Source organism: Algibacter agarivorans, assembly GCF_039543245.1.
GTDB lineage: Bacteria > Bacteroidota > Bacteroidia > Flavobacteriales > Flavobacteriaceae > Algibacter_G > Algibacter_G agarivorans.
The window spans coordinates 1-21,975 of the sequence record NZ_BAABJJ010000025.1 but is presented as its reverse complement, the minus strand read 5'-3'; the positions used below and the strand labels follow the sequence as shown (position 1 = coordinate 21,975).

At 34.0% G+C, this 21,975-nt stretch carries 21 protein-coding genes and 1 pseudogene; 20 read left to right on the top strand and 2 right to left on the bottom strand.

Translation table 11 applies throughout. The features are described 5' to 3' along the window. The first annotated feature begins 189 nt into the window (after nucleotides 1-189). The 18 genes from ABD935_RS08450 to ABD935_RS08365 all read left to right on the top strand — a co-directional run bounded on the left by ABD935_RS08450 (nucleotide 190) and on the right by ABD935_RS08365 (nucleotide 17,348). The gene (locus tag ABD935_RS08450) at nucleotides 190-831 is read left to right on the top strand and encodes a DUF2202 domain-containing protein (RefSeq protein WP_345191430.1); all 642 of its coding nucleotides are present in this window, start codon (nucleotides 190-192) and stop codon (nucleotides 829-831) included. A 352-nt stretch (nucleotides 832-1,183) separates the two neighbouring features. After that, nucleotides 1,184-1,573, top strand: a complete 390-nt coding sequence (locus tag ABD935_RS08445; RefSeq protein ID WP_345191429.1) for a DUF4405 domain-containing protein — start codon at nucleotides 1,184-1,186, stop codon at nucleotides 1,571-1,573. Nucleotides 1,574-1,649: 76 nt separating this feature from the next. Continuing rightward, entirely contained in the window at nucleotides 1,650-2,960 is a 1,311-nt protein-coding gene (locus tag ABD935_RS08440) for a TolC family protein (protein ID WP_345191427.1), read from the top strand. A gap of 97 nt (nucleotides 2,961-3,057) precedes the next feature. Beyond that, nucleotides 3,058-4,134: an efflux RND transporter periplasmic adaptor subunit gene (locus ABD935_RS08435; RefSeq protein ID WP_345191426.1), complete on the top strand. Its 1,077-nt coding sequence runs from the start codon at nucleotides 3,058-3,060 to the stop codon at nucleotides 4,132-4,134. A gap of 109 nt (nucleotides 4,135-4,243) precedes the next feature. Then, a complete protein-coding gene (locus ABD935_RS08430; RefSeq protein WP_345191425.1) occupies nucleotides 4,244-7,459 on the top strand; it encodes an efflux RND transporter permease subunit in 3,216 nt (1,071 codons plus the stop codon). Between the two features lie 117 nt (nucleotides 7,460-7,576). Continuing rightward, nucleotides 7,577-7,882: a hypothetical protein gene (locus tag ABD935_RS08425; RefSeq protein WP_345191423.1), complete on the top strand. Its 306-nt coding sequence runs from the start codon at nucleotides 7,577-7,579 to the stop codon at nucleotides 7,880-7,882. Between the two features lie 18 nt (nucleotides 7,883-7,900). Then, a complete protein-coding gene (locus tag ABD935_RS08420) occupies nucleotides 7,901-8,086 on the top strand; it encodes a YgaP family membrane protein (RefSeq protein ID WP_345191422.1) in 186 nt (61 codons plus the stop codon). A gap of 99 nt (nucleotides 8,087-8,185) precedes the next feature. Beyond that, entirely contained in the window at nucleotides 8,186-8,815 is a 630-nt protein-coding gene (locus ABD935_RS08415; protein WP_345191421.1) for a Crp/Fnr family transcriptional regulator, read from the top strand. 373 nt (nucleotides 8,816-9,188) lie between these two features. Next, nucleotides 9,189-9,746 (top strand): YeeE/YedE family protein, encoded by a 558-nt coding sequence (locus ABD935_RS08410; protein WP_345191419.1) that lies wholly within the window; start codon nucleotides 9,189-9,191, stop codon nucleotides 9,744-9,746. A 4-nt stretch (nucleotides 9,747-9,750) separates the two neighbouring features. Continuing rightward, nucleotides 9,751-10,164: a DUF6691 family protein gene (locus tag ABD935_RS08405; protein WP_345191418.1), complete on the top strand. Its 414-nt coding sequence runs from the start codon at nucleotides 9,751-9,753 to the stop codon at nucleotides 10,162-10,164. Continuing rightward, entirely contained in the window at nucleotides 10,165-10,962 is a 798-nt protein-coding gene (locus ABD935_RS08400; RefSeq protein WP_345191416.1) for a sulfite exporter TauE/SafE family protein, read from the top strand. Between the two features lie 65 nt (nucleotides 10,963-11,027). Beyond that, complete coding sequence (locus ABD935_RS08395; protein ID WP_345191414.1) at nucleotides 11,028-12,443, top strand: MBL fold metallo-hydrolase; 1,416 nt, start codon at nucleotides 11,028-11,030, stop codon at nucleotides 12,441-12,443. Nucleotides 12,444-12,461: 18 nt separating this feature from the next. Next, nucleotides 12,462-12,668 (top strand): YgaP family membrane protein, encoded by a 207-nt coding sequence (locus ABD935_RS08390; RefSeq protein WP_345191413.1) that lies wholly within the window; start codon nucleotides 12,462-12,464, stop codon nucleotides 12,666-12,668. Continuing rightward, complete coding sequence (locus tag ABD935_RS08385) at nucleotides 12,665-12,934, top strand: heavy-metal-associated domain-containing protein (RefSeq protein WP_345191411.1); 270 nt, start codon at nucleotides 12,665-12,667, stop codon at nucleotides 12,932-12,934. The genes ABD935_RS08390 and ABD935_RS08385 overlap by 4 nt, the downstream gene beginning before the upstream one ends. A gap of 96 nt (nucleotides 12,935-13,030) precedes the next feature. Then, a complete protein-coding gene (locus ABD935_RS08380; RefSeq protein WP_345191409.1) occupies nucleotides 13,031-13,831 on the top strand; it encodes a TrmH family RNA methyltransferase in 801 nt (266 codons plus the stop codon). A 105-nt stretch (nucleotides 13,832-13,936) separates the two neighbouring features. Further along, nucleotides 13,937-15,169 (top strand): M48 family metallopeptidase, encoded by a 1,233-nt coding sequence (locus ABD935_RS08375; RefSeq protein ID WP_345191408.1) that lies wholly within the window; start codon nucleotides 13,937-13,939, stop codon nucleotides 15,167-15,169. A gap of 284 nt (nucleotides 15,170-15,453) precedes the next feature. Next, entirely contained in the window at nucleotides 15,454-15,813 is a 360-nt protein-coding gene (locus tag ABD935_RS08370; protein WP_345191406.1) for a hypothetical protein, read from the top strand. Then, nucleotides 15,780-17,348, top strand: coding sequence for an FAD-dependent oxidoreductase (locus tag ABD935_RS08365; protein WP_345191405.1), 1,569 nt, complete (start codon nucleotides 15,780-15,782; stop codon nucleotides 17,346-17,348). Before ABD935_RS08370 ends, ABD935_RS08365 begins: the two co-directional genes overlap by 34 nt. Nucleotides 17,349-17,434: 86 nt before the next feature. Here ABD935_RS08365 and ABD935_RS08360 read toward each other — a convergent pair. Beyond that, nucleotides 17,435-17,620 (bottom strand): annotated as a pseudogene (locus tag ABD935_RS08360) (IS110 family transposase); the annotation flags it as partial. Between the two features lie 478 nt (nucleotides 17,621-18,098). Between ABD935_RS08360 and ABD935_RS08355 the strand changes: the two are divergent. Both ABD935_RS08355 and ABD935_RS08350 read left to right on the top strand, forming a co-directional pair. Next, nucleotides 18,099-18,872: a HEPN domain-containing protein gene (locus tag ABD935_RS08355; protein ID WP_345191403.1), complete on the top strand. Its 774-nt coding sequence runs from the start codon at nucleotides 18,099-18,101 to the stop codon at nucleotides 18,870-18,872. A 354-nt stretch (nucleotides 18,873-19,226) separates the two neighbouring features. After that, nucleotides 19,227-21,077 (top strand): DEAD/DEAH box helicase, encoded by a 1,851-nt coding sequence (locus ABD935_RS08350; protein WP_345191402.1) that lies wholly within the window; start codon nucleotides 19,227-19,229, stop codon nucleotides 21,075-21,077. A 62-nt stretch (nucleotides 21,078-21,139) separates the two neighbouring features. Here the strand turns inward: ABD935_RS08350 and ABD935_RS08345 are convergent. After that, nucleotides 21,140-21,975 (bottom strand): T9SS type B sorting domain-containing protein (locus ABD935_RS08345; protein WP_345191401.1); only part of this gene is annotated, 836 nt, incomplete at its 5' end.

The window sequence follows — 21,975 nt, the reverse complement described above, 5'->3', positions numbered from 1 at the left end:
TGAAGAAATATGAATAATACTCCAATCCTTTTTAAAAATGAATAGTTTTTGGACTTACTTCTGAAAGTGCCTTAATATCTGAAAGAAAGAGAGTTTAGAGGCTCTCTTTCTTGTTTTATTATGTAACATAAGTAGCTGAAAATCTTTTTTCTATTCGCTAAATTTATATATAATTAAAATTTAAAGAAAATGAAAACTCCACTATTAATCCGAAAATCGGCTGTCTTAATACTAACCATATCACTTTCATTTTTATATGCATGCAGTGATGATAACACTAATAACAGCGATGATCTTAAAGATGAAACAACAGAGCTAACGTTAAAAGAAACAGATAAAGAAGCGTTGCTATTTATGCTAGAAGAAGAAAAATTAGCTAGAGATACTTATACGTATTTAAATGATTTATGGTCTGTAAATCAGTTTTCAAATATTAAAAATAGCGAGCAAACTCATATGAATTCGGTAGAAAATCTGTTAATTAAAAACAATATAGAATATGCCATATTACCTGCTGGTAAATTTAAGAACCAGATGCTTCAAAATTATTATAACCAATTTGCTCAAGATGGAGCACTTAGTAAGGCCATTGCATTCCAAATAGGCGCTACTATTGAAGACTTAGACATTAAGGATTTAAAAGATTATTTAGATATTACAACCCATCCTGAATTAATAGCTGTATTTAAAAATCTACAATGCGGTTCTAGAAATCATTTAAGAAGTTTTGTTATTGGTTTTGAAAATACAGGAAATACCTATACACCACAATTTATAACTCAAGATGAATACAATAATATTGTCGAAAGCAGTCATGAGAAATGTAATTAACAAACAGTTGTTTCAAACAACCTCTTCTTATTATGTAACAATTGTTACATAAATGTCTAGGTATGCATTCTATATTTACAAATATAAAAAAACTCTATTCCCTTAATTTTACTAAAAACTAAGGACTTTGAAAGACATGTTTTTTTGATTAATAGCTAATAAAGCACTCACTAAACTGGGTGCTTTTTTTTAATCCTTTTTTTGGATTAGTATATGATTCTACCTGATAAATATCATTGCATTATATATGCTTTTCAAATACTTTTAGTGGTAATTTGAAACATGCCTTGCCATGAGAAAGTCAACAAAAACAATGCAAAAGTCGGTCCTGAACTTTAGCATAAATGTAACTATGACTTTATGTATGTCGGCCATCGTAGGCATTGGATTTCTAATGAAATATACACTAATTTCTGGACAAGAACGCTGGGAAATCTATGGTCGAAATGTAGAACTCTATCTACTTGGAATGGACAGACATCAATGGGGAATGCTACATCTTATTTTGGGTTTTATATTATTAGGCTTACTCGTTGCCCATATCATTCTTCACTGGAAAATCATTACAAATGTGTATAAAAAAATCATTAAAGAACCATTGACAAAAAAGACAATAGCCATAGTGTTTATAATCTTGTGCGCCCTATTAATTGTAATTCCTTTTTTTGTAGAACCAGAAATCGAAACTGTAAAAAAAGGTCACGGACGGCAAGTAACATTAGTTACAAACATAAAGCACTAAGGGTTCTAAGTTTGCAGAAAGAAATACCCATTATTAGATTCATATATTAATCATGATGGAGAAATAAATAACATAAATGAAAACATACAAATACATCATAGTCTTTGGTTTTTTATTAAGCTTTGTACCCATACTTCAGTCCCAACAACTTATACCTATTTCTAAGCAGGACGTTTTGCACAGAGTTAATGACAATAATTATAGCTTAAAAATTTCTGCACAAGAGTTTAATGCGGCAAAAGCCGATTATAGACAGACTAACGCAGTGTTTTTACCCAATATTACAGCTAGTCATACAGCAATGGCAACTACAAACCCTTTAATGGCTTTTGGATCTAAGCTAAACCAAGAAATTTTAACGCAAAACGATTTTAATCCAGCATTATTAAATAATCCATCACAGATTGAAAACTATGCTACAAAGTTCGAAATCAAGCAACCACTACTCAATTTAGACGGTATCTACCAGCGTAAAGCGGCCAAGTCTAAAATGAAGGCTATGTCTTTAAAAACAGAGCGTACACAAGATTATTTAGCTTTTGAAGTAAACAAAGCCTATATGCAATTACAACTAGCATATAAAGCAGTTCTTGTTTTAGAAAAAGCACTAGAAGCCGCAAATGCTAATAAAAAATTAGCGGATAATAACTTCAAACAAGGCTACTTACAACGTGCAGATGTACTGAATGTTGAAGTACGAGTAACTGAAGTTCAAAATCAATTACAAAAAACCAAAAGTAATGTGCAAAACGCTTCTAATTATTTGTCTTTTTTAATGAATGATAAAAACGATGTGATTTATACACCAATAGATGAATTAAAGATTGAAACGATTACAATGGAAGATAAAATAGTATCTGAAAATCGTTCAGACATCAAAGCAATGCAATTCGCTTTAAAGGCGTATGAAGCCATGAATAATGCTGATAAAATGGCATTTTTACCACGATTAAACGCTTTTGGAAGTTACGAGTTGTATGATGACCAAATCTTTAAAGCTGATGCCAATGGGTATTTATTTGGAGCTCAGCTCAGTTGGGATATTTTTCAAGGGGCCAAACGCTTTGGAAAAGCACAAAAAAGTAAAGCAGAATTCGAAAAATCAAAATTAGAATACAAGCAATACATTTCGCAAAGCAATTTAGAACTGAACAAAGCTAAACGTGCATTTTTAGATGCTGAAAATAAATTAAAACTAAACACTTTAGCCCTGGAACAATCTGAAGAATCCTTAAGAATCCGCACCAACAGGTTTGAAGAAGGCTTAGAAAAAACCTCTGATTTATTAATGGCAGAAACGCAATTTGCACAGAAGCAATTAGAATACTATCAAACCATTTTCGAATATAATTATGCGCAAGCTTATTTACAATTTTTAGCTCCCTAACACCCAAAGGAGGAATTCGCAAGTTTGCGGATAAGTAAACATATGTCTCCTGCAAGGTTTTAAAAACCTGTAGATATTAATAGTAAAAACAAATTCAATGAAAAAAACATACACATCAATCGTACTTGCCCTAACTCTTTTAATAGTTAGTTGTGGTGGTAATGATAAAAAATCGGATACTGATAATTCGCCAGCAATAAGCGTACAAGTCAATCAAGTAGAAGCAGATGTTAGTAATCCATTTTTAAGTGTAAGCGGAAAAATCCAAGCCACTAATAGCGCAGATTTAAGCACAAGAATAATGGGTTATGTAAACAAAGTACACGTAAATATTGGCGATAAAGTACATAAAGGTCAGCTGCTAGTGTCTATTAACAATGTTGATTTACAAGCTAAAAAAGCTCAGGTAAATGCAGGTATCACAGAAGCGACTGCTGCTTTTAACAATGCTCAAAAAGATTACAATCGTTTTAAAAATTTGTTTGCAGATAATAGTGCGTCTCAGAAAGAAATGGATGATATGACTGCTAATTTTGAAATGGCGAAAGCACGTTTAGAATCTACCAATCAGATGAAAAACGAAATTAATGCACAATTGGCGTATAGTAACATTACAGCTCCTTTTAACGGGACAGTAACCAGTAAAAATGTTGACGCTGGAAACATGGCAAATCCTGGAACACCATTAATAAGTATAGAAGCACCAGGGAGTTTTGACGTGGTAGCAATGGTTCCTGAGACTGAAATTTCTGGTATTAAAAAAGGAACCACGGTTAATGTATTGGTTAAATCTATTAACAAAGCTTTAAAAGGAAAAGTTTCTGAAGTGAGTACATCTGCAAAACATACAGGTGGACAATATTTAGTGAAAATAGATTTAGATAAAACTGATGCCAATATTTTATCAGGCATGTTTACAACCGTACAATTTCCGGTTAAAAGAAAAGCAATATCCATAATGGTTTTAATTCCAACAAATGCTATTGTAACAAACGGACAATTGTCTGGAGTTTATACCGTAAGTCAAAGCAATACAGCCATGTTACGCTGGTTGCGTTTAGGCAGGACTTTTGGAGACAAAGTGGAAGTATTATCAGGTTTAAATGCAGACGAATCCTACATTGTTTCTGCTGATGGAAAACTTTATAATGGTATTAAAATTACAATTCAATAACTAAAAAGATGCGTTAAGGATAGTAGTGAAAATCCTTTTTTTGCTGCCATATATGGCAAAAAAAGATTGCAACGGATAGCCTGTTAAAACGCCCAAAAAATAAATAAAAATGAAGGAAGGAATTGCAGGGAAAATCGCAAAAATATTTATACAATCAAAGCTTACAGTATTATTAATGATTGTATTTATGGTTATTGGCGTGTACAGTTCGTTTTTAATTCCGCGTGAGGAAGAGCCGCAAATTGATGTACCTATAGCAGATATTTTTGTGGGTTATCCCGGAGCTAGTCCAACCGAAGTGGAGTCTCGTGTAATAAAGCCATTAGAGCAATTAATTTCGAATATTAAGGGGATTGAATATGTGTATTCTACATCGATGAAAGAGCAAGGGATGGTGATTGTACAGTTTTATGTTGGTGAAGATATTGAGCGTTCGTTTGTAAAATTATACAACGAAATTAACAAACACATGGACCAAATGCCTGAAGGTGTTACATTTCCTTTAGTAAAAACGCGTGCTATAGACGATGTACCTATGCTAGGTTTAACCTTGTGGAGCGAAAACTATGATGACTACCAATTAAGCCAAATGGCACAAGAACTTGAGGCCGAAATTAAGAAGGTAAATGATGTGGCTATAACACATAAAATTGGTGGTAGAAATCGTCAGTTACGTGTGGTTTTGGATAAGGATAAGTTGGCTGCTAGTGGATTAGATTTCTTAACGGTCTCTGAAATGATTAAGGTGAATAATAGTCAATTAAACTCAGGTAGCTTTGATAAAAACGATACTGAATTCTTTGTAAATACGGGTAAGTTTTTAGAATCTGCTACGGATGTTGAAAACTTGGTGGTTGGTGTGCAACAAAATCAGCCTATTTACTTAAAGCAAGTTTCAAAAATTATTGATGGACCGGAAATACCTCAAAATTATGTGAGCTTAGGTTTTGGGAAAGGCAGTGAAAAGTCATCCGATTTTAAATCAGAATATCCTGCTGTAACCATTTCAGTTTCTAAACGTAAAGGCGCAGATGCCATGGAAATTGCTGAAATAATCATTGATAAAGTAGCCCATTTACGCACTACTTTAATTCCTGATGATGTACATGTTGAAATAACTCGAAACTATGGAGAAACGGCTTCTCATAAAGTATCAGAATTACTGTTACACCTTATTGGATCTATCTTTGCAGTAACTATTGTGGTCATGCTGGCAATGGGTTGGCGCGGAGGGTTAGTCGTATTTTTATCAGTTCCTATTACGTTTGCATTAACCTTATTGAGTTACTATATGCTCGATTATACGTTAAACAGAATTACACTTTTTGCTTTAGTATTTGTAACAGGTATTGTTGTAGATGACTCTATTATTATTGCCGAAAATATGCATAGGCATTTCAAGATGAAACGCTTACCATTTAAACAAGCGGCCTTATACGCTATTAACGAGGTTGGAAACCCAACGATTTTGGCTACCTTTACGGTAATAGCGTCGGTTTTACCAATGGCTTTTGTTTCAGGATTAATGGGTCCATATATGGCACCAATGCCAATTGGAGCGTCTATTGCCATGATTTTATCATTATTTGTCGCCTTAACGATTACACCTTACTTAGGTTATATATTCTTAAGGGAAAAAGATAAGCCTGCCCATCCGGCAGGTGGGAAAGGTGTTGAAGAGAAACCAGAAAAACCATTAGAAGACACTTTTATCTATAGAGTTTACAACAAATTTGAGCGTCCATTATTAGAAAGCAAAGGAAAACGTTGGCTATTTTTATTAGGAACTTTTGCAGTATTAATGGGAACTATGGTGTTGTTTTTCACCAACTCAGTTGCCGTAAAAATGTTGCCTTTTGATAATAAGAATGAATTTCAAGTCGTCATTGACATGCCCGAAGGCACAACGTTGGAACGTACTGGAGTTGTAACACAAGAAATTGCCCAATATTTATCAACGCGACCAGAAGTCGTAAATTATCAAAATTATATTGGGACCTCTGCTCCAATAACTTTTAACGGTTTGGTTCGTCATTACGACTTACGTGGTGGTAGCAATATGGCAGATATTCAAGTGAATTTGATTGATAAAGGTGAGCGCTCGGCACAAAGCCACGATATTGCTAAATTATTACGTCCAGAAATTCAGAAAATAGCTTCAAAATACAATGCCAATGTAAAATTGGTGGAAGTGCCTCCAGGACCACCAGTATTGTCAACAATTGTTGCAGAAATATATGGACCAGATTATAACGAACAGATTAAAGTTGCGAATAGCGTTCAAAATATTTTAAGAAATACAGCTGATGTTGTTGATATCGATTGGATGGTTGAAGCAGACCAAACCGAATATCAATTCGATATCAATAAAGAAAAAGCCATGCTGTATGGTGTTACACCACACCAAATTACCTACACCATGAATATGGCATTGTCTAATAGAGCAATTACTAATTTATATGATGAAGATGCTGTGAATCAAATTGGTTTGGTTTTGGCTTTAGATGAAAAAGAAAAATCTACAATCCGTGATATTTCGCAATTGAAGGTAAAATCGAAACAAGGAAACTTGGTGCCTATTGCAGATTTGGTAGATATTAAACAAACCACCGCCGCAAAAAGTATTTATCATAAAAATCAAAAACGAGTTATCTATGTTATGGCAGATATGGCCGGAAAACTAGAAAGTCCTGCCTATGCTATTTTAGGAATGGAAGAAAAACTAAAAGAGATTCCGTTACCAAAAGGCTACGAGATTAACGAAATGTATTTAGGCCAACCAGATTTTGAAGATGATTATACCGTAAAATGGGATGGCGAATGGCAAATTACATTAGAGGTGTTTAGAGATTTAGGCATTGCTTTTTTAGGTGCAATTATCTTGATTTATATTTTGATTGTAGGATGGTTTCAAAACTTTAAAGCTCCAATAGTCATGATGGTTGCCATACCACTATCCCTAATCGGAATTATTTTAGGACACTGGATTATGGGCGCATTTTTTACTGCAACGTCATTTATAGGCATGATTGCCCTAGCAGGAATCATGGTTAGAAATTCTGTATTACTAATCGATTTTATAAACCTAAGAACTGCAGAAGGGATACCATTAAAACAAGCCGCCATTGAAGCAGGAGCAGTTCGTACAACACCCATTTTATTAACTGCAGGAACGGTGGTAATTGGAGCATTCGTCATTCTATTTGACCCTATTTTTCAAGGTTTAGCCATATCGCTAATGGGCGGAACTATTGTTTCAACGGTACTAACCTTGTTAGTTGTCCCATTGGTGTATTATATGATTGAGAAGAAGAATTATAAATAATGAGATTCAATATAGTCGCATTTCCTGCAAGGTTTCAAAAACCTTGTAGGCATAAAACAAAGTAAAAACAAAACCTACAAGGTTGGCAAAAACCTCGCAGGTTGTAAAAAATAAAATATGAAATTAGTCATGGTTACAGCAGTAGAAGAGTTTCAAAAAGAGGTTTTAAAGCTCTTTAAAAGAGCAAATATTGAAAACTTTAGTAGTTCTGATATTGATGGATACAAAAATGGAGCATCAATTTTAATGGCTTCAAATTGGTTTTCAGGCATAAAAGGAGGTAATGAATCAACCTTATTCTTCTCTTTTACAGATGATGAGCATATTGACAATTTATTCAAATTAATAGAAGAATTCAATACAAATTTAGAAACTAACAATCCATTAAAAGCGGTTGTGGTTCCTATCGAAAAATTTATATAAACTTAAAAATTAATTAAAATGTTAAATACGTATTTTAGAGTTATCGTAGGCTCAATGGTGTTACTAAGTGTAGTCCTAACTGTATATGTTAACCAAAACTGGTTATGGTTAACTGTGTTTATTGGTGTTAACTTGATACAATCGGCTTTTACAAAATGGTGCTTATTGGAAACCATTTTAGTAAAACTAGGAGTTAAAAAATAAGGCGGAAGCTGTTCCTCTTGCTAATTAAATAATCTATTTTAAGAGACATTATAATACCCCAAACAATACTAATTCAATTTTAAATTGTTATTTTTGAGTATGAATAATGACCTCTTACAGCAAAAATTTTCTCATTCTCTAGATGAAGATTTAATTACAGAGATTTCTAGTAAAGGAATATTAAAGACCTTCAAAAAAGATGACATTATAATTGATATCGATCAAACCTTAAATTTCATTCCGCTTTTACTAACAGGCGATATCAAAATTATAAGAGAAGATCGCGATGGTAACGAGTTACTCATTTATTTTTTAGAAGCTGGAGAAACCTGTACCATGTCCCTTACCTGCTGTTTAGGTACAACAAAAAGTAAAATTAGAGCTGTTGCCGAAAAAGATTCTAGTTTGGTCATGATTCCTGTTCAAAATATGCAAACATGGTTTCACAACAATGAAAGTTGGCGAAATTTTATACTACAAAGTTATCAAATACGCTTTGATGAAATGCTTCAAGCCATTGATAGTCTTGCATTCATGAAAATGGACGAACGTTTGTACAAGTATTTAAAAAACATGGCCATGGTCGATGAATCTAAAACCATATCCATTAAACATCAAGAAATTGCCGAAGATTTAAACACATCGCGCGTTGTAGTATCCAGACTTTTAAAAAAGCTAGAAAATGAAAGCAAAATAAAACTGGGTAGAAATAAAATCGAAGTCGTTTAAATTATTTGGGCACTCAGCAGGGGTCGAGCCTGTAGTTTATCCTGATCACTTCGACTAGGCTCAGTATAAACTAAGTCAAAGGGCTATATCTTTTTTAAAGCGTCATTGCAAGTACGAAGGACGGGCAATCTGTAAAATTTTAGTTCTGCACTTAATTAATTACTTCTAAAGTTTTAAAGAGGTTAAGAATATTACCAGTTATTCGAACGGCATCAATCTCTGGCACGCTAGTCCACAATTAGCAGTAATTACTCCAAAATTTAGTTGAAATCCTGAAAATAATTCACATAAATCCAACCTCTTACATATTAATAATTACGTTTATTACTAAAAAAAGTAAACTTCATTGTAAATTTGCACTAAATCATCAAGTATGCATTATATATTAAACCCTTGGCCTTGGTATGTTTCTGGTCCACTTATCGCCTTAGTTATGGCACTCCTACTCTATTTTGGCAAAACATTCGGTATGTCGTCAAACCTCAGAACCATGTGCTCTATTGCAGGGGCAGGTAAATTCACAGACTTTTTTAAATTCAATTGGAAAGACCAAATCTGGAATTTAACCGTTGTCCTAGGCGCTATTATTGGTGGATTTATAGCCGTTCAATTTCTATCAAACGATAGTGGCACAAATTTAAACCCAACAACCATTACCGAGCTTCAAAATATGGGTTTCAAAAATCCGGGAACCGGTTTAGTTCCAAACGAGATTTTTGGTTTAGATGCTTTGGCTTCGCCAAAAGCGCTAATACTTTTAGTAGTTGGAGGTCTATTAGTTGGTTTTGGCACACGCTATGCTGCAGGTTGCACATCTGGCCATGCCATTTTAGGATTAAGTAGTTTACAAAAACCATCTTTAATTGCCGTCATCGGCTTTTTTATTGGTGGATTAATTATGGCTAATTTTATTTTACCTCTAATTTTTTAAGTTTATGAAAATTTTAAAATTCTTATTTATAGGTATATTTTTCGGTATTGTTTTGGTAAAATCTGAAGCCGTTTCATGGTACCGCATATATGAAATGTTTAGGTTTCAATCCTTTCACATGTATGGCATTATAGGAACAGCCATCGCATCGGGGCTTCTTTTCGTGCAAATTTCAAAAAAAAGGCATATCAAGAATGCTGAGGGCGTCGATATTTTTATTCCAAAAAAAGAAGACGGATTAATAAGGTATATTGTTGGTGGAATAATTTTCGGATTTGGCTGGGCGCTTATAGGCGCTTGTCCAGGCCCCATGTACATTCTTTTAGGCACGGGAGTCTGGAGCATGGTTATCGTGATTATCGCTGCTATTTTAGGAACATTTATTTACGGTATTTTAAAAGACAAACTGCCCCACTAAATGGACACCATCCAAATTTCAGGATATATTGGCGCACTAATTGTTGGTCTGGTTTTAGGCCTTATCGGTGGTGGAGGTTCCATACTTACTGTACCGCTTTTAGTGTATCTTTTAGGGTATAATCCTGTTGTTGCAACCGCATATTCTCTTTTTGTTGTAGGAACGTCGTCTATGGTCGGCACATATCAAAAACACAAAAAAGGTTTAGTAGATTTTAAAATAGGTATAGTCTTTTCATTTCCTTCATTTGTTGCAGTATATCTATCAAGGCGCTATTTAGTCCCGGCAATTCCAGAAACCTTATTTTCAATTGGCGATTTCGAGCTTTCTAAGGGCATGGGCATCATGATATTTTTTGCCATCATCATGCTTTTGGCATCAATTTCAATGATAAAAAAAGGAAAAGATGAATATCTAATTTCAAAAAGCCAACGTTATTACAAAACCTTTGTTCAAGGATTAATAATTGGTACTATAACAGGTATTGTTGGTGCTGGGGGTGGATTCTTATATGTTCCCGCTTTGGTACTTTGGGCAAATATCCCCATGAAAAAAGCTGTTGGCACCTCATTGATCATTATAACGATAAACTCGTTAATTGGTTTTATGGGCGATGTACAAACTTTAGATATCGAATGGGGTTTCCTCTTAATATTTACTCTAATTTCAATTTTAGGAATCATATTAGGTGTATCTCTATCAAAGTTTATAAGTGGTCCAAAATTAAAAAGGAGCTTCGGTTTCTTTATTTTAATAATGGCTATTTACGTTATTTACAAAGAGTTAAAACAGTATTAAACATGATAATTATTATAAACCAACTTGATGAGGTTTTATAATTTTATATCAGTAGAAAGTTAGTTATGAAAATAGAACAGATATATACGGGTTGTTTGGCTCAAGGGGCGTATTACATAGAATCTAACGGTGAAGTAGCCATTATTGATCCTTTGCGTGAAACACAACAATACGTTGATAAAGCTAACAATGAAAACGCTAAAATCAAGTATATTTTTGAAACCCATTTTCATGCAGACTTTGTTTCTGGGCATGTGGATTTAGCCAAAAAAACAGATGCGAAAATTATTTTTGGCCCTAGAGCCGAAACTACTTATAATATTCATTCTGCAAAAGATAACGAAGAATTCAAATTAGGAAACGTTACCATTAAAGTGCTACATACACCTGGGCATACTTTAGAATCTTCCACCTTTCTTTTAATTGATGAAAACGAAAAAGAGCATGCTATTTTTTCTGGGGACACACTCTTTCTAGGCGATGTAGGAAGACCAGATTTGGCCATTAAATCAAATTTAACAAAAGAAGATTTAGCAGGCATGCTTTTCGATTCTTTGCGCAATAAAATAATGACATTACCAGATGATGTTATTGTATACCCTGCTCATGGTGCTGGTTCTGCTTGTGGAAAAAACCTGAGTAAAGAAACTGTTGGTGTTTTAGGAGATCAGAAAAAAACTAATTATGCATTGCGTTCAGATATGACTCGTGAGGAGTTTATTGAAGAAGTTCTCGATGGCATTACTCCACCTCCACAATATTTTGCAAAAAATGCCATGATGAATAAATCGGGGTACGATACTTTTGAAACCGTTTTAAAGAAAGGAGATACCGCATTAAACCCTGAAGCCTTTGAAAACATAGCCAATCAAGAAGATGCTTTAGTTTTAGATGTTAGACATGAAAAAGAATTTATTAAGGCGCATATCCCTAATTCAATTTTTATAGGGATACACGGTGGCTTTGCACCATGGGTGGGCGCATTAATAACCGACTTAAAACAACCTATCTTATTAATTGCTCCAAAAGGTAAAGAACAAGAAACCGTTACAAGGTTATCTCGCGTTGGTTATGATAATACACTAGGCTATTTGGAAGGTGGAATTGATGCTTGGGAAGCAGCCGGAAAAGATATTGAAACCATCGCATCTATTTCGGTGGATGAATTTTCTAAGCATATTAATAATAAAAATGTATCTATTTTAGATGTTAGAAAAGATGGCGAGTATAAATCTGAACGCTTAGAAGGCGAATATGTACAGCATTTTGCTTTAGATTATATAAATAATAATATGAATGCTATTGATAAAAACAAAACCTATTATATACATTGTGCTGGCGGATACCGTTCAGTTATTGCAGCCTCTATTTTAAAAGCCCGCGGGTTTAATGACTTAATCGATGTTGCAGGAGGTTTTGCTGCTATAAAAAACACGGATTTACCAACTACAAATTTTGTATGTCCATCAACGCTTAAATAATAATTTAAACTTTAAGATATGAAAAAAAATATGGGAACTTTAGATAAAGGCATTAGATTAGTAATTGCCATTGCCATAGCACTATTGTACTATTTTAATATTATTTCTGGTACACTAGCTTATATACTAATGGCAGTAGCTATTATTTTTCTACTAACTAGTTTTATTAATTTTTGTCCTTTATACACCCTTTTTGGAATTAATACTTGTAAAGTAAAAAAATGAAAACAACAATAGAAATACAAAACTTGAAATGCGGTGGTTGTGCCAATACCATCACAAAAAAATTATCTAACATTGAAAACATATCTGAATTAGAGATAAACAATGATGATCATACAGTTTCATTTAATTATGAAAATGAAAACACACTCTTAAAAGCAAAAGCACTATTACATAATATGGGTTACCCTGTTGTAGGAGATAAAAATGCCCTAACAACAAAAGCAAAATCGTTTGTGAGCTGTGCTATTGGTAGAATTAAAGATTAAGATTCCTCAAGCGGCTTTCATAAGATTATTATCAATCCAAATAGTAACCCTTGTTTCATAATACCTTAAATTTACGTAAACAAACTTAGTAAATAATTGACTACAAAATTAATTTTAAGCACACAAAACCCATTTATCCGACAACTTGTACAGTTAAAGGACAAGTCACGAGAACGTAAAAAAACTGGCACTTTTTTAATTGAAGGCGAACGCGAAATTTTTTTGGCTCTTAAAGGTGGTTACGAGCTAGAAACTATCTTAATTTATCCCGAATTATTCTCTTTAGAACAACTCAACAACTTAACATCTCAACAAACAAACACCATAGAAGTTTCAAAAGAGGTCTATCAAAAATTAGCCTATCGAGATACTACTGAAGGTGTTATTGCCATTGCTAAAAGCAAAATTCATCAAATCACTAATCTAAATTTCAAGACAAATAAACCTTTAGTTTTAGTTGCTGAAGCTCCAGAAAAACCTGGGAATATCGGTGCTATTTTAAGAACTGCTGATGCCGCAAATGTGGATGCTGTTATTATTGCTAATCCTAAAACTGATTTGTACAATCCGAATATTATTCGCTCTAGTGTGGGTTGTGTGTTTACTAACCAAATTGCAACGGGAAATACCGAAGAAATAATTGGATTTTTAAAAGCGCAAAATATTAATATTTATTGTGCTGCATTGCAAGCCTCTGAAAATTATCATACACAAAATTTCACAAAACCAACAGCTATTGTTGTTGGTACTGAAGCAACAGGACTGAGTAATGAATGGCTTGAAAATTCGACTCAAAATATTATTATTCCTATGCAAGGCGAAATTGATTCAATGAATGTTTCAGTTGCAGCTGGAATTCTTATTTTTGAGGCGAAAAGACAACGGAATTTCAAATAAAACGTCATTACGAGGAAAGGATGACCGAAGTAATCTCATAAATTACAACTAACATTAAACAGATTGCCACGTCGCTAAAAAGCTTCTCGCAACGACATAAAAAACATGACATCAACCACCCTTTTTTACATCATCATAGCAATCATTGTTATCAATTTTATAGTTGATAAAATTTTAGATGCTTTAAACGCAAAACATTACAATGATGCACTTCCTGAAGAGTTACAAGATGTTTATGATGAGGCAGAATATAAAAAATCGCAAAACTATAAGGCAACTAATTACAAATTTGGAATATTAACCTCAACATTTTCTATCATTTTAACTTTAGGGTTTTTATGGTTTGATGGTTTTGAGTTTGTTGACAACATTGCTAGAAGTTACAGCGAAAATCCAATTATAATCGCACTTATTTTCTTTGGTATTATTATGATTGGTAGCGATATTTTAACCACACCCTTTTCTTACTACAGTACGTTTGTTATTGAAGAAAAATTTGGGTTTAATAAAACAACCATTAAAACATTTTTTCTTGACAAGATAAAAGGCTGGCTCATGATGGCTATTGTTGGCGGAGGTATTTTAGCGTTGATTATTTGGTTTTATGAGGCTACTGGACAATATTTCTGGTTGTATGCCTGGGGATTAGTTGCGGTTTTTACTTTGTTTATGAATATGTTTTATTCTAAACTTATCGTACCTCTTTTTAATAAACAAACCCCTTTAGAGGAAGGTACATTACGTGACGAAATTTCAGCTTACGCTAAAACCGTTGGGTTTAAATTGGATAAAATATTTGTGATTGATGGTTCTAAACGAAGTACCAAAGCCAATGCCTATTTTTCTGGATTTGGTAGCGAAAAACGTGTTACGCTTTATGACACGTTGATTAATGATTTGGATGATAATGAAATTGTTGCAGTTTTAGCTCACGAGGTTGGACATTACAAAAAGAAACACATCATCTTTAACTTGTTTGCTTCTATCCTATTAACTGGCTTAACGCTCTATATTTTATCGTTGTTTATTTCAAATCCATTATTATCTCAAGCTCTAGGAGTTGAGATTCCGAGCTTTCATATTGGATTAATCGCTTTTGGATTGCTCTACTCTCCTATTTCTGAAACTACAAGCTTGATTATGAATGTGTTTTCTAGAAAGTTTGAATACCAAGCGGATGATTATGCTAAAACCACTTATAAAGGTGAACCGCTAATTACTTCGCTTAAAAAACTTTCTAAAAATAGTTTGAGTAATTTAACACCACATAAAGCTTATGTGTTTATGCATTATTCGCACCCTACCCTTTTAGAACGGATTGTGAATTTGAGTAAGTAGATTTTGAATCCCTTTGTCATTTCGACCTAAGAAGAAATCTCATGGTTTATATCGCGCTAAGACGCAAAGTAGGATTGTTTTGATTAAAACTTGACTTTGTAAAAATTTTCAGCTACCTTCGTTTACATGTGCTGTCCCGATAACTATCGGGATTGTTTCATTAACGTCGGATATAAAACATTCAAACGATTTCATATCCGCCTTAGTTGTAACTCATTATTTGTAAGACAAAGAAACCTACTAACTTAAAATACTAAGAAATGAAAAGAAGAAAATTTATCTTATTGTCAGGATTGGGGATTTCGGCTATCGCAATTTCAACGTGGTATTATAAATTTAATACTCCAGAATACGATCAATTATTAACCGAACCAGAATTGCTATCGCACATCTGGGATGATACTACAATCGGTGAAATCGGTGAAATGTACCGGAAACAGTTTTCAGATGAAAATAGTGAACGTAAGTTGATAAAACATCTATCAGATTATGAATCAACTGAAATAACCACAATTACCGAAGTGTTACGAAAACAAATTACAGATGATTATAATAAAGGAAATACTGTGATGGTTGATGGATGGGTTTTGTCGAGGACAGAAGCACGCCAGTGTGCACTTTTTTCATTAACTCAAACCAACTAATCATGCATATTGACGCCAGAGAATTAGAGAACAATTCGATAATTGAAGGAGACATCTGTATTGTTGGAGCAGGAGCTGCAGGAATCAGCATAGCTCTAGACTGGATGGATACTCCTTACAAGGTAATATTACTTGAAGGAGGTGGATTTGAATACGATGATAAAGTGCAGGAACTTTATGCTGGTAAAACAACCGGTCAAAAGTACTTTCCACTAAAATCTGCCCGTCTTCATTATTTCGGTGGAACAACAGGTCATTGGGCTGGGATGTGTGCACCCTTTGATCCTATTGATTTTAAGAAACGGGATTGGGTGCCAAATAGTGGTTGGCCAATCTCCAAAACTGATCTTGACCCTTTTTATGCAAAAGCGAATAAAGTTCTGAAACTGGGGCCTTATAATTATGAGTACGAATATTGGAATAACGAACTACCAAACTTAACCCCTTTTCCTCTTGATAATAAAGTGGTGTGGAACAAAATGTGGCAATTTAGTCAAGCACGATATGGCAACTTATATAAGAAAACCATTATCGAAGCAAAAAACATTCACCTCTATACTTATGCAAATGCAGTGGATATCAAAACTGATGACACTATATCCAACGTGAAAGAAGTAATTGTCAAAAATTACGCAGGAAAAGCACATACCGTAAAAGCAAAACATTTTGTCATGGCTTGCGGAACAATTCAGAATGCTAGGATACTCCTTGCGGCAAATTCCCAAACACCACAAGGTCTAGGTAATGACAATGATTTGGTTGGAAGATATTTTCAGGAACATTTAGAAGTTGCTTCTGCCGAATTATGGTTGTCCAAACCATTTCCTACAGATTTGTATTCATGGGATTATGGAATCACTAAAGCAAGTGCAGAATTAGCCATTACTGAAGAGGTGCAGACCAATGAAAAAATGTTAAATGGGACAGCTTCACTCGTACCACTAAGTATAGCCAAATATCAAAAACCCAGAATGGAGACTTGGCAAAATAGTGATCCCAGAAAAAGTCTTGATAACATTTTTGCTAACTGGGATGAGGCAACAGAAAAAGCAAAAGGAGAAAAAGGAAATATTGAAAGAGCCTATCAGCTCAATACTCGTATTGAACAAGCACCTAATCCAAATTCCAGAGTAACGCTTGGAGAGGAAAAGGACGAACTGGGAGTCCCGCGGGCGAACCTCCATTGGGAATTAACGCCACTTGATAAATATAGCGTCCGTAAAATTTATCAAATTCTAGGTCAGCAAATTGGTATTGCAGGAATTGGCAGAATAAGACTTAATGAATTCTTAAGGGATGAAAATGACGACACTTTCCCTGATAGCACTAATGGAGGGTGGCATCATATGGGCACAACCAGAATGGCTGATGACCCAAAGAAAGGAGTGGTAGATTCGAATTGCCAGGTTCATGGTATTTCAAATTTGTTTATTGCTGGAGCCTCATGCTATCCTACTTCAGGAGCATCAAACCCTACGCTAAGTTTGACAGCATTATCACTTAGACTATCAAATTATTTAAAAAACAAAATGTAAATAACTTATTCGAACTCACGCAGTCATTAAAAATGATTCAAATGAGCTACAACAAAGTACTATGCTAAAAAACAAGTAAAAGCCAGTTAATTTTTCGCTAAAGCAGTTCTATAAGTATCATCATAAATCAACCCCGATTTTACTATTGCAAATGCCTATTTTAACAGCGTTTTACAAACAGCAATTAATGCTAGTTTTTTATTCTTTCCTTTGGCGACTATGCGCTCATAAATCGCTCTACCGGCCCTATTGTATTTCCCCGCTGCGCAAAGTCTCCGACTTTGAGCTATATATGTTTTTATATAAATCTATGCATTACTTTTTGTTTTATATCATATTTTATTTTGTTGCTTTTTCTGATACACTGTTTCGTTTAGTTTTTAAAGTTATTGGTTTGTGTCCTTTTTATTTGTTGTGTTCCTCAAAGTCGGGAGACTTTGCGGAGGAGTTTTCACTGAAACTCACGAATCAAAAAACAACTACAAATTAATATAACCTAGTTTTGAAATGTTTAGAGATTTAGATTTGAATCTCTTTGTCATTTCGACGACAGGAGAAATCTCATAATTTATGAAGCGCTAAGGTGCTAATAAACAAAGTTTTATTAGATTTATGTGATGTCTCAATCGTTCCTCATTTCACATGACAACCAAGTAAAAAACCTCACTAGTATCATTGTTAATAATTCTTAACAAATAATAATTATTTTCTGACAAAACTAATTTAAATTTGTCTTAAAATATTTTTTATATGAAACCTTTCGAAGATTATCAAAAACCTATAAAACAAGGTAAACGCTTTTTAGGTTTTCTTGGTGATTCCTATAGAGACTACTTAGCAGCAAGAATTCTATTTAATAACAACCAGCTTATACAAGCTTGTTGCTTGGCTAACACATCCATAGAGAAATTCCTCAAAGCCTTAATTGATTCTGAAGGAAATAAACCGAAATTTACTCACAACTTAATTGATTTATTATCCAAAATAGAAAAATACAACTTAGAAGAATTAAATGCAGATTTCCTTAATGTAATAACTAAAATTTATTCAAGTAGGTATATTGGTGATTGTGATACTGGATATAATATGGTGATTGTGAAAAATAAATTTTTAGCTGAACTTGATTATGTTTATTCAATCCTAGAGCCAAAACTAAGACTATTAAAAACTGATACTAAACAAGTTGCAAATTCACGTTATGAAATTGATTTATCAATGCAAAACTCCGCTTTGCTCATGAATAATTATATTTTGCTTGGTATTAACAAGACTACATTTATTGAACAATTGGATTTTGTTTCTGAATTAAGAATGCATAATCATTCAGTGATGGAAGTAACTTATTCCACTAATGAATCTAAAAATGATGCCATTTTCGATTTTGAATCACTAAAACCAAATGGAAATGAAAACAGAAGTTTTAAAACATGTTATAGAGCTGATTCGGTTAAAGAAGATTTAGTGTTTATAATAAATGGTCACTATCTTAATCGCGGAAATTACCTTAGCAGAAAACCGCGTTAACGATTGAACGGCATGTTTGAAATCCTTTTTGCGAAGATTTATACTTAGAACTTCCGTTTTTAACTAAAAGTTATTTGATAATAAGACCCCGAAACTAGTTCGGGACTGCTTCGCAGAAAGATTGAGTAGTGAAAGCGTGTTAAAACGCCCAAATAATTAAAATTAAGGACCTTATAATGAGATTCCTGCCTTCGCAGGAATGACAAGTCAAATAATAGTGTATCTTTGCCGCTTGAAACTCAAGAAGAGTTTATATTCCTCAGAGTGAGGATGTGTTATTAGAAGTTTAGGTTTAAGTATGTCGATTCGCTTCTTTATGTAACACTCATAACAAATCGCATACATTATACAAGAATGAGCACATTCCAAGAATTAGGTCTTAATGACGACCTATTACACGCAATTACAGATTTAGGGTTTATTAAACCCAGTGAAGTACAAGAAAAAGCAATCCCAATTTTATTGGAATCGGAAACCGATTTAGTAGCCTTAGCCCAAACGGGAACAGGTAAAACTGCGGCTTTTGGTTTTCCGATGTTAGAGAAAATTGATGTTGCAAGCAGAACAACCCAAGGTTTAATTTTATCGCCTACACGCGAACTTTGTTTACAAATTACCAACGAAATGAAGCAATATGGTAAGTATTGCAAAGGGTTAAATGTTGTCGCTATTTATGGTGGCTCTAGCATTACAGACCAAGCACGTGAGGTAAAACGTGGCGCACAAATTATTGTAGCTACTCCTGGCCGAATGAAAGATATGATTAGCAGACGTTTGGTTGATATTTCTAAAATACAATACAGTGTTTTAGATGAGGCCGATGAGATGCTAAACATGGGGTTTAAAGAAGATATTACCGATATTTTATCACATACTCCTGAAGAAAAAAACACATGGTTATTTTCTGCAACTATGCCTCGTGAAGTAGCTACTATTGCTAAAAAATTCATGAAGAGTCCACAGGAAATTACTGTTGGAAATAAAAATGAAAGCACCAACCAAGTATCGCACGAATATTATTTAGTGAATGCAAGGGACCGCTATCAAGCATTAAAACGTTTATCTGATGCCAACCCTGATATTTTCTCAGTAGTATTTTGTAGAACAAAACGTGATACTCAAAAAGTGGCTGAGCAACTTATTGAAGATGGTTATAGCGCTGGTGCACTGCATGGTGATTTGAGTCAAAATCAACGTGATTTAGTAATGAAATCGTTTAGAAACAAACAAATACAAACGCTTGTAGCAACCGATGTTGCCGCTCGTGGAATTGATGTTGACGACATTACACACGTTATAAATTACCAGTTGCCAGACGAACCTGAAATTTACACGCACCGATCTGGAAGAACAGGACGCGCAGGTAAAACAGGAATCTCAATGGTTATTGTTTCTAAAAGTGAGGTTCGTAAAATAAAAAGTATTGAGCGCATTATTAAAAAGCAATTCGAGAAAAAAGAAATTCCTGACGGCTCACAGATTTGCGAAGTACAATTAATGTCGCTTGCTAATAAAATTCACAATACAGAAATTAATCATGAAATTGATAAGCATTTAACCAGTATTAATGAATTATTTGCTGATACGGATAAAGATGAATTGATTAAAAAATTCTTCTCGGTTGAATTTACACGTTTTTATAATTACTATAATAAATCTAAAAACTTAAATATAGACGAAGGTTCTTTTGATAGAGATGGCGGACGCGAAGGTGGTCGTGATTTTGGAGGAAGCAAAAACTCCACACGCTATTTTATAAATGTTGGAGGAAAAGACGGTTTTGATTGGATGAAGTTGAAAGACTTCCTGAAAGAACAAATGAATCTTGGTAGAGATGATGTTTTTAAAGTGGAAACAAAAGAGAGCTTCTCTTTCTTTAATACTGAGAATGAATTAAAAGAAAAAGTATTAGCGCATTTTACCGACTTTAAACACGAAGGTCGTTTTGTAAATGTTGAAGTGTCTGAAAACCGTGGTGGCGGCGGAAGACGCAGCGACAGACGCGGAGGCGGAAGACGTGATGGCGGCGGTGGAAGACGCGACGATAGAAAAGGTGTTTCTGGAAACCGAAGTGAAAGACGTGGTAGCGCGGGTTCTTACTCGAAACCTAGACGTTCTGGAAGTGATTCAAACTCTAGTTCGGACAGACCAAGACGTTCAGATTCTGATTCAGGTCCTTCAAGACCTAGACGTTCTAGACGATAAGAAAACAACCCCTTATTATAACTTATAAAAAAGCCTTAAAATCATTGATTTTAAGGCTTTTTTTATCGTTTTAGAGTAAAATGACCTCTGTACTGCTTGTTTTTACTTGGTCTGACAACTACAAACCAGTAATCTGATGTAGCTAGTACTTGACCATTAAGAGTGCCATCCCATCCATTAGAAAGTGGATTTAATTGAGTTATTAATTTTCCATATCTATCAAAAATATTGATTTCTATATCAGGTTCAGTTTCAGAAAAATTTATCTTCCAGAAATCGTTGTATCCGTCGCTATTGGGTGTGAAAAATTTAGGATAGTTTAATAGGTATATGTCTTCGGTGTAAACAATACATCCGTTTTCGTTTTTCACATAAACTGTATAATCTCCTGGCAATAAATCATTAAAAAAGTTACTATCTTGATAGTCGTAATCATCTATAGAATATTCATAATGACCTGTTCCATCCACATGTACTAACACGGAATTACTATTAGATGTCCAATCATTAATTTCAATATTTACAGCCTTAGGAAAATCAGGTTCTACTACTTTAATAGTCCTGCTTACACTACATGTTGTTTTATAAGTATCGTTATTTATATTGTAAACAGTAACTTTATAATCCCCCGGTTCATCTACTATTATTTCAGAACTTGTTTCGCCGGTATTCCATATATATTCATCATGGATAGAATTCACATATAACTGAACATCTTCTCCTGGGCACAAATACCAAATCACATCCATATCAATTACCGGTTGACTATTAACCCCTATATAAAAAGACGTGGTATCATAGCAAGAGGCATTGACCAAGCTTTCCACTCTTATAAACAATTGTTGAGGGTTGGTCTGGTTCTCAAAGTTCTCGGCAATGGCATTTAACCCCGAGTCCG

Coding starts and splice junctions, on each gene's coding strand:
- ABD935_RS08390 (WP_345191413.1), top strand. CDS start 12,462: ATGAAAAAAAATATGGGAACTTTAGATAAAGGCATTAGATTAGTAATT.
- ABD935_RS08420 (WP_345191422.1), top strand. CDS start 7,901: ATGTTAAATACGTATTTTAGAGTTATCGTAGGCTCAATGGTGTTACTA.
- ABD935_RS08405 (WP_345191418.1), top strand. CDS start 9,751: ATGAAAATTTTAAAATTCTTATTTATAGGTATATTTTTCGGTATTGTT.
- ABD935_RS08355 (WP_345191403.1), top strand. CDS start 18,099: ATGAAACCTTTCGAAGATTATCAAAAACCTATAAAACAAGGTAAACGC.
- ABD935_RS08430 (WP_345191425.1), top strand. CDS start 4,244: ATGAAGGAAGGAATTGCAGGGAAAATCGCAAAAATATTTATACAATCA.
- ABD935_RS08400 (WP_345191416.1), top strand. CDS start 10,165: ATGGACACCATCCAAATTTCAGGATATATTGGCGCACTAATTGTTGGT.
- ABD935_RS08440 (WP_345191427.1), top strand. CDS start 1,650: ATGAAAACATACAAATACATCATAGTCTTTGGTTTTTTATTAAGCTTT.
- ABD935_RS08450 (WP_345191430.1), top strand. CDS start 190: ATGAAAACTCCACTATTAATCCGAAAATCGGCTGTCTTAATACTAACC.
- ABD935_RS08435 (WP_345191426.1), top strand. CDS start 3,058: ATGAAAAAAACATACACATCAATCGTACTTGCCCTAACTCTTTTAATA.
- ABD935_RS08395 (WP_345191414.1), top strand. CDS start 11,028: ATGAAAATAGAACAGATATATACGGGTTGTTTGGCTCAAGGGGCGTAT.
- ABD935_RS08410 (WP_345191419.1), top strand. CDS start 9,189: ATGCATTATATATTAAACCCTTGGCCTTGGTATGTTTCTGGTCCACTT.
- ABD935_RS08425 (WP_345191423.1), top strand. CDS start 7,577: ATGAAATTAGTCATGGTTACAGCAGTAGAAGAGTTTCAAAAAGAGGTT.
- ABD935_RS08375 (WP_345191408.1), top strand. CDS start 13,937: ATGACATCAACCACCCTTTTTTACATCATCATAGCAATCATTGTTATC.
- ABD935_RS08385 (WP_345191411.1), top strand. CDS start 12,665: ATGAAAACAACAATAGAAATACAAAACTTGAAATGCGGTGGTTGTGCC.
- ABD935_RS08350 (WP_345191402.1), top strand. CDS start 19,227: ATGAGCACATTCCAAGAATTAGGTCTTAATGACGACCTATTACACGCA.
- ABD935_RS08445 (WP_345191429.1), top strand. CDS start 1,184: ATGACTTTATGTATGTCGGCCATCGTAGGCATTGGATTTCTAATGAAA.
- ABD935_RS08415 (WP_345191421.1), top strand. CDS start 8,186: ATGAATAATGACCTCTTACAGCAAAAATTTTCTCATTCTCTAGATGAA.